General features: G+C 71.8%; 8 protein-coding genes. 4 read left to right on the forward strand and 4 right to left on the reverse strand.

Going from position 1 to position 12,514, the window contains the following annotated elements:
- Positions 1-255: 255 nt before the first annotated feature.
- From IE269_RS06995 to IE269_RS07010, 4 genes are all read left to right on the forward strand, one after another.
- Entirely contained in the window at positions 256-1,887 is a 1,632-nt protein-coding gene (locus tag IE269_RS06995; protein ID WP_189821849.1) for a glycoside hydrolase family 13 protein, read from the forward strand.
- Between the two features lie 25 nt (positions 1,888-1,912).
- Positions 1,913-2,950: a LacI family DNA-binding transcriptional regulator gene (locus IE269_RS07000; RefSeq protein WP_189821850.1), complete on the forward strand. Its 1,038-nt coding sequence runs from the start codon at positions 1,913-1,915 to the stop codon at positions 2,948-2,950.
- Positions 2,951-3,039: 89 nt separating this feature from the next.
- Positions 3,040-3,975: a phosphatase PAP2 family protein gene (locus IE269_RS07005; protein WP_189821851.1), complete on the forward strand. Its 936-nt coding sequence runs from the start codon at positions 3,040-3,042 to the stop codon at positions 3,973-3,975.
- A gap of 361 nt (positions 3,976-4,336) precedes the next feature.
- Positions 4,337-7,327, forward strand: coding sequence for a bifunctional [glutamine synthetase] adenylyltransferase/[glutamine synthetase]-adenylyl-L-tyrosine phosphorylase (locus IE269_RS07010; RefSeq protein WP_189821852.1), 2,991 nt, complete (start codon positions 4,337-4,339; stop codon positions 7,325-7,327).
- Between the two features lie 119 nt (positions 7,328-7,446).
- Here the strand turns inward: IE269_RS07010 and IE269_RS07015 are convergent, their stop codons facing one another.
- The 4 genes from IE269_RS07015 to IE269_RS07030 form a co-directional block, all read right to left on the reverse strand.
- Positions 7,447-7,908, reverse strand: coding sequence for a DinB family protein (locus IE269_RS07015; RefSeq protein ID WP_189822096.1), 462 nt, complete (start codon positions 7,906-7,908; stop codon positions 7,447-7,449).
- 67 nt (positions 7,909-7,975) lie between these two features.
- A complete protein-coding gene (locus IE269_RS07020; RefSeq protein ID WP_189821853.1) occupies positions 7,976-8,713 on the reverse strand; it encodes an SAM-dependent methyltransferase in 738 nt (245 codons plus the stop codon).
- 84 nt (positions 8,714-8,797) lie between these two features.
- Positions 8,798-10,159, reverse strand: coding sequence for a glutamine synthetase family protein (locus IE269_RS07025; protein ID WP_189821854.1), 1,362 nt, complete (start codon positions 10,157-10,159; stop codon positions 8,798-8,800).
- 130 nt (positions 10,160-10,289) lie between these two features.
- Positions 10,290-12,233, reverse strand: a complete 1,944-nt coding sequence (locus IE269_RS07030; protein WP_189821855.1) for an ABC1 kinase family protein — start codon at positions 12,231-12,233, stop codon at positions 10,290-10,292.
- Between the last annotated feature and the right edge of the window lie 281 nt (positions 12,234-12,514).

Genomic DNA, 12,514 nt, shown 5'->3' on the forward strand with positions numbered 1-12,514 from the left:
ACAAGCCTGAAAGAAGACCGAAAGAGTTTGCGGGAAATTTCTGCAAGAAGCGGTCGGACGTTACCGCCGCGAGACCGGAAGGTTGCCGTCGGATGCCTTGATTCACAGGCCAGAGGCGGTTTCGCGGGCTTTCGGAAGTGTTCGGCATCACCCTCGCAAGAACTTGCAGGCCGGGTTACTTTCCCGCCCGCCCGGCGTTGATCCGGGAGCCGGGTCCACTCCCCCGCGCCTCTCCGTACGAAAGGGACCGCCCCCATGACGCGCCGCCCCACGCCCACCACCGACGACCTCCACGCTGCCTCGTCGGGCTCCTCGGGGTGGTGGCGCGACGCCGTCATCTATCAGGTGTACGTCCGGTCCTTCGCCGACAGCAATGGGGACGGCGTCGGAGATCTGCCGGGAGTGCGGACGCGCCTCCCGCAACTGGCCGCCCTCGGCGTGGACGCGATCTGGCTGACCCCCTTCTACGCCTCCCCGCAGGCCGACGGCGGCTACGACGTCGCCGACTACCGGGCCGTGGACCCCCTCTTCGGCACCCTGGACGACGCCGTCGCCCTCATCGACCGCGCCCACGAGCTGGGCCTGCGGGTCATCGTCGACGTCGTCCCCAACCACACCTCCGAGCAGCACCCCTGGTTCCGCGCCGCCCTCGCCGGCGGCCCCGAGCGCATCCGCTACCACTTCCGCCCCGGCAAGGGCGCGGACGGCGAACTCCCGCCCAACGACTGGGAGTCCGTCTTCGGCGGCCCCGCCTGGACCCGCACCAGCAACCCCGACGGCACCGACGGCGACTGGTACCTCCACCTCTTCGCCCCGCAGCAGCCCGACCTCAACTGGGAGAACCCGGACGTGCACGCCGAGTTCGACTCCGTGCTGCGCTTCTGGCTCGACAAGGGCGTCGACGGCTTCCGCATCGACGTCGCCCACGGCATGGTCAAGGCCGCCTCGATGCCCGACATCGGCGCCCGCGAACAGGCCAAGATGATCGGCTCCCAGGTCCTGCCGTTCTTCGACCAGGACGGCGTCCACGACATCCACCGCGGGTGGCGGCGCCTTCTCGACGCGTACGCCGGACAGCGCATCGGTGTCGCCGAGGCCTGGGCCCCCTCCCCCGAGCGGCTCGCCCTGTACGTGCGCCCCGACGAATTGCACCAGGCCTTCAACTTCCAGTTCCTGACCTGCCCCTGGGACGCGAGGGCGATGCGTGCCGTCGTCGACGCCTCCCTCGCCGCGACCGGCTCCGTCGGCGCGCCCACCACCTGGGTGCTGTCCAACCACGACGTCGTACGCCACCTCACCCGCTACGGCGGCGACGACCACGCCCTCGGTCTGCGCCGGGCCCGCGCCGCCGCCCTGCTCATGCTGGCGCTGCCCGGATCGACGTACCTCTACCAGGGCGAGGAGCTGGGCCTGCCCGAGGTGAGCGACCTGCCCGACGCCGTCCGCCAGGACCCGTCCTTCTTCCGCAGCGACGGCCAGGACGGGCTGCGCGACGGCTGCCGGGTGCCGCTCCCCTGGACGCCCGAGGGACCGTCGTACGGATTCGGCAGCGGCGGCAGCTGGCTCCCGCAGCCCGAGGAGTGGAAGCGGCTGAGCGCGGCGGCGCAGCAGGGCGTGGCGGGCTCCACCCTGGAGCTGTACCGCCGGGCCCTGACCGTACGCAAGGAACTGCCCGGCCTCGGCGACGGCACGATGCAGTGGCGGCCGTCGGCGGACGGGATTCTCGATTTCGTACGGGACGGCTTCCGCTGCACCCTCAACGCGGGGTCCGCTCCCGTCGAACTCCCCTCCCCGGGAAGGCTGCTGGTCGCGTCGGCCGAGGTCGCGGACGGCGCGGGGACGCACGTCGTGCTCCCGGCCGATACCTGTGCTTGGTGGGCAATCTGACACGCGCCCGGTAAGGTCAACGGTCATGACCGCACGGCTAGCCGACATCGCAGCCCAGGCGGGGGTCAGCGAAGCGACGGTCAGCCGGGTCCTGAACGGCAAGCCCGGTGTTGCCTCGGGCACCCGCGAATCCGTACTCGCCGCACTCGACGTCCTCGGGTACGAGCGCCCGGTCCGGCTGCGCCGGCTGAGCGCGGGCCTCGTCGGGCTGATAACCCCCGAACTGGAAAACCCGATCTTCCCGGCGCTCGCCCAGGTGATAGGGCAGGCGCTGACCCGCCAGGGCTACACCCCGGTGCTCGCCACCCAGACCCCCGGCGGCTCCACCGAGGACGAGCTGACGGAAATGCTGGTGGCCCGGGGCGTCTCCGGCATCATCTTCGTCTCCGGACTGCACGCCGACACCACCGCCGACATGCAGCGCTACGAGCAGCTGCGCGCCCAGGGCGTGCCCTTCGTCCTGGTCGACGGCTTCTCGCCCAAGGTGCAGGCCCCCTTCATCTCGCCGGACGACCGGGCGGCCATGCGGCTCGCGGTCACGCATCTCGCGGCGCTCGGGCACACCCGGATCGGTCTGGCGGTGGGGCCGAAGCGGTTCGTGCCCGTGCTGCGCAAGATCGAGGGCTTCCGGGCGATCATGCAGGAGCGGCTGGGGCTGTCGGCGGAGGAGGCCGAGGAGCTGATCCAGCACTCGCTCTACACCCTGGAGGGCGGGCAGGCGGCCGCCTCCGCGCTGATCGAGCGGGGCTGCACGGCGATCGTGTGCGCGAGCGACATGATGGCGCTCGGCGCGATACGGGCCGCGCGGCGGCTCGGCCTGGAGGTGCCGAAGGACGTGTCGGTGGTCGGGTTCGACGACTCGCCGCTCATAGCGTTCACCGACCCGCCGCTGACGACCATCCGCAAACCGGTGACGGCCATGGGCCAGGCGGCCGTACGGGCCCTGCTCGAAGAGGTCGGCGGGACGCCCGCGCCGCACAGCGAATTCGTCTTCCACCCGGAGCTGGTCGTGCGGGGATCGACGGCTTCGGGCCCCCGGCAGTTCCCCGACGGTTCCCCGTGAGTGCGTAGTACCTGAGTCGTAGACCGGGCAGGCGGGACCCCTCCGAGGGATGATCGTGCGCGGATAACGATCTGGCAGACTCTCGTGCCATGGGTGAAGCGACGACGAGATCCGAGGCAGGCCAGGAGGCAGGCCCCGACCAGGGCAGGCGTGCCACCATCCCGTCACCCCAGGTGAGCGCGGAGGGTACCGGCGCGTCCGGTCCTGCTTCGTCCGGTCGCCTCGCCCGGACCGGCCGTGCCGTCGTCGCACTGGCCGGGCGGGTGCGGACGCCCCGGCGGCCGCGCATCTGGTTCGAGATCCTGCTGATCCTCGTCAGCTACTGGATCTACTCGATGATCCGCAACGCCGTCCCCGAGCAGAAGGCGAAGGCGCTCGCCAACGCCGACTGGATCTGGAAGGTCGAGAACGACCTCGGGATCGCCGTCGAGAAGACGATCAACCATGCGGTCGACTCCGTGACCTGGCTGATCGTGGGGATGAACTACTACTACGCGACGTTGCACTTCATCGTGACGATCGGCGTGCTGGTGTGGCTGTACCGGTGGCAGCCGGGGCGATACGCGGCGGCGCGGACGATCCTGTTCGCGACGACCGGTGTCGCGCTGGTCGGCTACTACCTGTACCCGCTGGCGCCGCCGCGGCTCATGAACGGCGGCGGGTTCGTCGACACCGTGCTGGTGCACCACACGTGGGGGTCGATGGCCTCCGGCGACCTCAAGCACATGTCGAACCAGTACGCGGCGATGCCGTCGATGCACATCGGGTGGTCGACGTGGTGCGGGCTGACGATCTTCTTCCTGGCGTCGGCGCCGTGGGCGCGGATTCTGGGGCTGCTGTACCCGACGCTCACCCTGGTGGTCATCGTCGCCACCGCCAACCACTTCTGGCTGGACGCGGTGGGGGGGCTGCTGTGCCTCTCCTTCGGGTATGCGGTGGCCTATGCGTGGTACGGGTCCTTGCCCCACCGCCTCCCGAAACTGGTCTCCGCCACGGGCCGGGGCCTTCTACCGGCGAGGGCGTAGCGGCTCGCGGAGCAGTGAGGGCTCTTGCGGGCCCACGTGCTTCTCACGGGGTGGGATGGTTGCTGTTCAATCCGGGGGCGCTGCCCCCGGACCCCCGGTTTCGCCCCAGCCCCGCCCCTTCACCTAAACCCGCGGGGCAATTGCACGGTTCCGTGCGGGTGCGTCGTGGCTGGGCGCACAGTTCCCCGCGCCCCTGAAGGCATGCCCTCCGGGCAGCCATCGCCTGCCCCTCACTCTCCCTCGCCCAGCCCCCGCGCCGGACGCAGGTCCGAAGAGCCCCCGGCCAGCCCCGTACCCCGAAGCCCCCGCCCGACTAGGCTCGGAAGCCGTACCCCCACCGCCCACCGCCCAAGGGACCCGCATGACCGTGCCAGGCCGCCGCAGCAGCACCTTCACCCGCCTCATCCGGCACGGCTTCACCGACCCCGCCACCGCCGAGCGGCTCCTCGCCGAGGACTCCCTCGCCCTCGTGCGCAACGACCCCGTCCTCCTCGACGCCCTCGGTGCGACCGCCGACCCCGACCTCGCCCTGCGCGGCCTCGTCCGCCTCGCCGAGGCACAGGCCGACGAGGCGCAGCGGCACGAGTTCCTGCGGACGCTCGTGTCGGCGAAGCCCTTGCGGGACCGGCTGCTGGGAGTGATGGGCGCGTCCGAGGCCCTGGCCGACCACCTCGCCCGCCACCCCGGCGACTGGCACGCCCTCCTCACGTACGAGGCCGCCGACCTGCACCCCGGGGTGGAGGAGTTCGAGCGGCACCTCGCCGTCGCCGAGGACCCGGTCGCCCTGCGCGTCGCCTACCGCCGGTGTCTGCTGTCGATAGCGGCACGGGACGTCTGCGGGACGACAGATGTGGCGGAGACGGCCGCCGAGCTGGCGGACCTCGCGACGGCCACCCTCCGCGCCGCCCTCGCCATCGCCCGCCGCGCCGCCCCCGACGACGACGCCATGTGCCGCCTCGCGGTGATCGCCATGGGCAAGTGCGGCGGCCACGAACTGAACTACGTCTCCGACGTGGACGTGATCTTCGTCGGCGAGGCGATCGACGGCGTCGACGAGGACAAGGCGATGCGCGCCGCGACCCGCCTCGCCTCGCACCTCATGCGGATCTGCTCGGAGACCACCGTCGAGGGGACCATCTGGCCGGTCGACGCGAACCTCCGCCCGGAGGGGCGCAACGGGCCGCTCGTCCGCAGCCTCTCCAGCCATGTCGCGTACTACCACCGCTGGGCGAAGACCTGGGAGTTCCAGGCCCTGCTGAAAGCCCGCCCGGTGGCCGGCGACCTCTCCCTCGGCGAGGAGTACGTCGAGGCGCTCTCCCCCATGGTCTGGCAGGCCGCCGAGCGCGAGAACTTCGTCACCGACGTGCAGAAGATGCGCCGCCGGGTCGTCGACAACATCCCGGCGGGGCAGGCGGAGCGCGAGCTGAAGCTCGGTCCGGGCGGCCTGCGGGACGTCGAATTCGCCGTACAGCTCCTGCAGTTGGTGCACGGGCGCAGTGACGCCTCGCTCCACAGCGGTACGACGCTCGAAGCGCTGCAGGCGCTCGCCGCCGGGGGGTACGTCGGCCGGGCGGACGCCGCCCAGCTCGACGCGGCGTACCGCTTCCTGCGCAAGATGGAGCACCGTATCCAGCTCTACCGGCTGCGCCGCACCCACCTCGTCCCCGAGGACGAGACCGACCTGCGCCGCCTGGGCCGTTCGCTGGGCCTGCGCGGGGAGCCGGTGACCGAACTCCAGCAGGCGTGGCGCCGGCACGCCTCCGTGGTCCGCCGCCTGCACGAGAAGCTCTTCTACCGGCCGCTGCTGGACGCCGTTGCCCAACTCGCCCCGGGCGAGGCCCGGTTGAGCCCGCGCGCGGCGGGCCAGCGCCTCCAGGCCCTGGGCTACGCGGACCCCGTCGGCGCCCTCCGCCACCTCGAAGCCCTCTCCTCCGGCGTCACCCGCAAGGCCGCCATCCAGCGCACCCTGCTCCCCGTCCTCCTCGGCTGGTTCGCGGACTCCGCCGACCCGGACGCGGGCCTGCTGGGCTTCCGCAAAGTCTCCGACGCGCTCGGCAAGACCCCGTGGTACCTGCGGCTCCTCCGCGACGAGGGCGCGGCCGCCGAAAACCTCGCCCGCGTCCTGTCCGCCGGCCGTCTCGCACCCGACCTCCTCCTGCGCGCCCCCGAGGCCGTCGCCATCCTCGGCGACCCCAAGGGCCTCAACCCGCGCACCCGCGAACACCTGGAGCAGGAGGTCCTGGCGGCGGTGGGCCGCGCGGACGGCGCGGAAGCCGCCGTCGCCGCCGCGCGCGGCGTACGGCGCAGGGAACTGTTCCGCACCACGGCCGCCGACATCATCGGCTCGTACGGTACGGAGGACAGCCCGGCGGAATCCGACCCCGGCGCGCTGGTCGACCGGGTCGGCGGCGCGGTCACCGCACTCAACGCGGCCACGCTCGCCGGGGCCCTGCGCGCGGCGGTCCGCGCCCAGTGGGGCGACGAACTCCCCACCCGCTTCACGGTGATCGGGATGGGCCGCTTCGGCGGCCATGAACTGGCCTACGGCTCCGACGCGGACGTCCTCTTCGTCCACGAACCCCGCGAGGGCGTCGACGACCACGAGGCGGCGCAGGCCGCCAACAAGGTCGTCACCGAGATGCGCCGTCTCCTCCAACTCCCCACCTCGGACCCGCCGTTGCTGATCGACGCGGACCTGCGCCCGGAGGGCAAGAGCGGCCCGATGGTCCGCTCCCTGAAGTCGTACGAGGCCTACTACCGCCGCTGGTCCCTGGTCTGGGAGAGCCAGGCCCTGCTCCGCGCCGAGCCGATGGCGGGCGACGTGGACCTCGGCCGCCGCTTCATCGAGCTGATCGACCCGCTGCGCTACCCGGCGGAGGGCCTGGGCGACGACGCGGTCCGCGAGATCCGCCGCCTCAAGGCCCGTATGGAATCGGAACGCATGCCCCGTGGCGCCGATCCCACCCTGCACACGAAACTCGGCCGGGGCGGCCTGAGCGACGTCGAATGGACCGTCCAGCTCCTCCAGATGCAACACGGCTGGGCCGAACCGGGCCTGCGCACGACCCGCACCCGCGAGGCCCTGCGCGCGGCGCACGCGGCGGGCCTGATCCCGACCGAGGAGGCGTCGATCCTCGACGACGCGTGGGTCCTGGCCTCCCGCGTCCGCAACGGAGTCATGCTGGTCCGGGGTCGGGCGGGCGACACGTTCCCCTCCGACGGCCGTGAACTGGCGGCGATGGGACGCTACTTGGGCTACGGGGAGGGGCACGTGGGCGAAATGCTGGACGACTACCGGCGCATTACCCGCCGGGCAAGGGCGGTCATGGAGGACCTCTTCTACGGGGCGTAGGGCACTGCGGCTGCGCGCGTCCGGTGCTTGAGGGTGCGGGCGGGGGCCGATGCCGGGGTGGGCCCGGAGCGGGCGGGCCGCCCCCTTGCCCGCCCGTCCCGCCCCCGGGGGGCGGCGGGCTAGGCCCCCACCACCCCGTCGATTCCCTCCCGGAGGAGGTCCGCGTGGCCGTTGTGACGGGCGTACTCATGGATCAGGTGCAGCATGACGAGCCGCAAGGAAACGTCCTCGCCCCACCGCGGCTGATACCCCGTCACATCCAGCGACTCCGCTCCCCGCTCGATGCGCCGCGCCTCCTCCACCTCCGCCTCCCAGGCCGCGAACGCCTCCGCCCGGGTCGCCCCCGTCGCGTCGTACGCCTCCTGGTAGTCCTGCTTCTCCGACCAGACGAAGGGCAGGTCGCTCTCCCCCGCGATGACCCGCCGGAACCACGTCCGCTCGACCTCCGCCATGTGCCGCACGAGCCCCAGCAGCGACAGCGTCGACGGCGGCATCGACTGCGTCCTCAGCTGCTCGTCCGTCAGCCCCTCGCACTTCATCGCGAGGGTCGCCCGGTGGAAGTCCAGAAACGTACGCAGCATCTCCCGCTCATCACCCCGCAGGGGAGGCGCGGGCCGCTCGGTCCCGGTGTTCACCACGAAACCCCCCTCAGCCCTTGGTCGACCGCAGGACGAGCGTGTGGAACCCGAAGCTGTCCCGGTACACGCGCAGCCACTCCGTCCGGTGCGCCGCGGACGACTCCAGCGCCTCCGCCGCGTCCGGGTGCTCAGGGTTGTTGACGGCCCACTCCGCGAGCGACCCCGTCCAGTGCCACTCGTAGTCGTCCAGCTCGTGCCGCGTGCTGAGGTGCCCGTACACGGGAACCCACCCGTCGGCGACGATGTTCTCCACGGTGGTCGCCAGGTCCTCGTACTCACCGAGCATCTCGACGGCCTCGGCGGTCGGCTCGGTCAGCCAGTACGCGTCACCGACGACGACCGCGCCGCCCGGCGCGAGGTGCTTGCGCGCGGCGGCGAGAGTGCCGAGAACCCCACCGAAGGCATGCGTGGCCCCCACACTGAGGACGACATCGAATGCCCCGTCGAGGGTGGCATTGGCGGCGTCGCCGACATGCAGCTCCAGCCGGTCCCCCACCCCGCGCGCGACGGCCTGCGCCCGCGCCTCCTCCAGGGCGTTCGCCGCGATGTCGACACCGACGGCGGTCGCCCCGGGGTTCGCCTCCAGCGCCCTGATCAGCCATTCCGCCTGGCCGCAGCCGAGGTCGAGAAGGCGCGCGCCGTCGCGCACGACTGCGCGGTCGAGCACTCTGCGTACGGCCGAGTCGTCAAGCGGCGCCGCGATGGGGTGGTGCACGTGTGCCAGCTGTGACTTAAGTGAACGTTCCATTCGCGCAGGGTCTCACTCCCGCAGACCCGCCGCATCCGCTTATTCCCCCAACGGACGCGACGGGCACGGAAGTTCTGCGTACCCCTACAGAACGGGCAGGTTCTTCCGCAGCTCGAAGGCGGTGACCTCGGAGCGGTACTCCTCCCACTCCTGCTTCTTGTTGCGCAGGAAGAAGTCGAAGACGTGCTCGCCCAGCGTCTCGGCGACCAGCTCGCTGCGCTCCATGAGCGCAATCGCCTCGCCGAGGTTCTGCGGGAGGGGCTCGATGCCCATCGCGCGGCGCTCGGCGTCCGAGAGCGCCCAGACGTCGTCGTCGGCGCCCGGCGGAAGCTCGTACCCCTCCTCGATGCCCTTGAGGCCGGCGGCGAGCAGGACCGCGTAGGTCAGGTAGGGGTTCGCGCCGGAGTCGATCGACCGGACCTCGACCCGCGAGGACCCGGTCTTGCCGGGCTTGTACATGGGGACGCGGATGAGGGCGGAGCGGTTGTTGTGTCCCCAGCAGATGTACGAGGGGGCCTCGCCGCCGGAGCCAGCCGTCCGCGCCGAACCGCCCCAGATCCTCTTGTACGAGTTGACCCACTGGTTGGTGACGGCGGAGATCTCGGCGGCGTGCTTCAGCAGGCCCGCGATGAACGACCGTCCGACCTTGGAGAGTTGGTACTCGGCGCCCGACTCGTAGAAGGCGTTCCGGTCGCCCTCGAAGAGCGAGAGATGCGTGTGCATGCCGGAGCCCGGGAACTCGCTGAACGGCTTCGGCATGAAGGTCGCCTGCACGCCCTGCTCCAGCGCGACCTGCTTCATGACCAGGCGGAAGGTCATGATGTTGTCGGCCGTCGACAGCGCGTCCGCGTACCGCAGGTCGATCTCCTGCTGGCCCGGCGCACCCTCGTGGTGGCTGAACTCGACCGAGATCCCCATCGATTCGAGCATGGTGATCGCCTGCCGCCGGAAGTCCATTCCGACGTTCTGCGGGGTGTGGTCGAAGTAGCCGGAGTTGTCGGCGGGGACGGGCTTGGACCCGTCCAGCGGCTTGTCCTTGAGCAGGAAGAACTCGATCTCGGGGTGGGTGTAGAAGGTGAACCCGAGGTCGGAGGTCTTGTTCAGGATGCGCTTGAGCACGTAGCGCGGGTCGGCGAAGGACGGCGAGCCGTCCGGCATGAGGATGTCGCAGAACATCCGCGCCGTGCCGGGGGCCTCCGCGCGCCACGGGAGGATCTGGAAGGTGCTGGGGTCCGGCTTGGCGATCATGTCGGACTCGTAGACCCGGGCGAACCCCTCGATGGCGGAGCCGTCGAACCCGATGCCCTCGTCGAAGGCCTGCTCCAGCTCGGCCGGCGCCACCGCGACCGATTTCAGGAAGCCGAGCACATCGGTGAACCACAGGCGCACGAAGCGGATGTCACGCTCCTCCAGGGTACGGAGCACGAATTCCTGCTGCTTGTCCATTTTCACTTCCATTCTCACTGGTCAGGCCGCCTGCTCCCGCGCCTCGGGACACAATCGGGGCTTCCAGCATCCCACCACACGGTTTCGCGCAGGTTGCGCAGTGCCCCTCGTACCGGGGAAAGAATCGTGCTCACGGCCGTGAACGCGGTGCGCGGACGATGGTGAAGACGGTGCGGAGGAGGACGGCGGCCGAGAGGGCGAGGACGTGGAAGCCGGCCAGGGCGTAGAGGCTCAGGTCCTTGCCGATCGTCGGGCCGCCTTGCAGGGAGAGGAGCTGGAGGCCGGCCACGCCGAGGAAGATGCCGACGGCGGCGAGGACGACGCGGCCGACGAGGTCGCCGAGGAAGCGGCGGTCGCGGGGGTCGGCTAGCAGGCGGACGTTCATGCCGAGGCGGCCCTCGGCGAGCTGGCCGGTGATGCGGTCCAGGCGGCGGGGCAGGCGGCGCAGGGCGGGGAGGAGGGCGACGAGTTCCTCCTGGGCGGTGTCGCGGAGGCTGCGCGGGGCGAGGCGGTCGCGGAAGCGGTCGGTGGCGTACGTACGGGACGCGGCCAGCATGTCGAAGCCGGGCGAGAGGCGGACCAGGGTGCCTTCGAGGGTGGCCAGGGCCCGGAAGACGGCGGCCATTTCGGCGGGGACGGCGAGGCGGAAGTCGGCGACCAGGCGGAAGAGTTCGGTGAACATGGCGACGTCGGGGGTGGAGCCGTGGCCGAGGTGGCGGGCGCTGAAGCGGCCGAGGGCCCGTTGGAGCTGGGTTTCGTCGACGTCCTCGGGGCGGTCGGTGACGTCCAGGAGGGCGTCGGCGAGTGCGGCCGGGTCGCCGCTCTCGACGGCGAGGAAGAGTCCGGCCATGGAGTCGCGGAGGGCGGGGTCGAGGCGGCCGACGGAGCCGAAGTCCAGGAGGGCGGGGCTGCCGTCGTGCTGGAGCAGGATGTTGCCCGGGTGCGGGTCGGCGTGGAAGACGCCGTCGAGCATGATCTGGTTCAGCAGGGCGTGGAGGAGGGTGTGGGCGAGGGCGGTGCCGTGGGCGGCGTCGTCGGGGACGGCCTGGCCGAGCGGGGTGCCGTCGATGCGGCTCATCACGAGGACGCGTTCGCTGCTGAGGGTGTGGTGGAGGACGGGGACGGTGATGGCCTCGGTGTCGCCGCGGGCGACGGCGGCCGCGCGGACGGCGGTCATGTTGCGGGCCTCGACGCGGAAGTCGAGCTCTTCGCGCAGGGCGACGGCGAAGCCCCTGGCCAGGGCGGGCAGGCCCAGGCTGCGGCCCCAGTCGGTGCGTTCGTGCAGGGTGGCGGCGAGGCGGTTCACGATGTCGAGGTCGCGTTCGACGAGCCGGAGGATGCCGGGCCGCTGGACCTTGACGATCGCCGGGCTGCCGTCGAGGAGCACGGCGGCGTGCACCTGGGCGATGGAGGCGGCGGCGAGCGGTTTGCGCTCGAACTCGGCGAAGACCTCGGTGACCGGTGCGCCGAGGGCTGCGGTGAGGGTGGCCTCGACCTCCTCCCAGGGGGCGGGCGGCACCTGGTCCTGGAGGCGGCTCAGCTCGGTGACGTACGCCTCCGGGAGCAGGTCGCGGCGGGTCGACATCAGCTGGCCGAGCTTCACGAAGGTGGTGCCGCCCGCCTGGAGGGCCTGCCGCAGCTCGGCGGCGAGGAGTTCGTCGCGTACGTCGCTGGGGTGGCGGCGGCCGCGGAGGTACGGGCCGAGGCCGTGCCGGGTGGCGATGCGGACGACGCCGGAGTAGCGGCGGGCGCGGGCGATGCGGGCGCGCAGGGACTGGAGGCGGGTGAGGGGGCGCAGGCCGGTCGGGAGGAGGAGGTCGAGGACGACGAGCGTGGTCATCGAGACGAACAGCCCGATGAGGACCATGAGGGAGAGGAGGAGGGGCTGGGGCTCCCGCTGGGTGCTCAGCCCCGGGGAGACGAGAACGCCGGATATCGCCACGCCGGCGACTCCCGCGACGACGACGCGGATGCGGCCGGCGTGGATGTCGAGGAGGCGGCGGGCGAGGAGGGCGGGGGCGACGAGGATGAGGAGGGTGGAGGCGAGGGCGATCAGGAGGCCGAGGAGGAACATGGGGGAATTGTGCGGCAAGTGGCTTGAGGGGGTGGGTAGTTGGGCCCTCGGGGCTGCGCGCATCCGGTGTCGCGGGGTGCGGGCGGGGCGGCACCCGGGTGGGCCGGGAGCGGGAGGGGCCGCCCCCTTGCCCGCCCGTCCCGCCCCCGGGGGGCGGCCCCGCCGCCCAAGGGGACGGCGGGGGGAAGGGGCTCCGTCCAAGGGGGCTCGGCGGAAAGGCCCTGCCACCCAAGGGGGCGAGGGGGGAAGGGGAAGGGCCGGTTGGAAGTGGTCAGGTGCGG

The sequence above is a fragment of the Streptomyces spiroverticillatus genome, assembly GCA_014650415.1.
Taxonomy (GTDB): domain Bacteria; phylum Actinomycetota; class Actinomycetes; order Streptomycetales; family Streptomycetaceae; genus Streptomyces; species Streptomyces spiroverticillatus.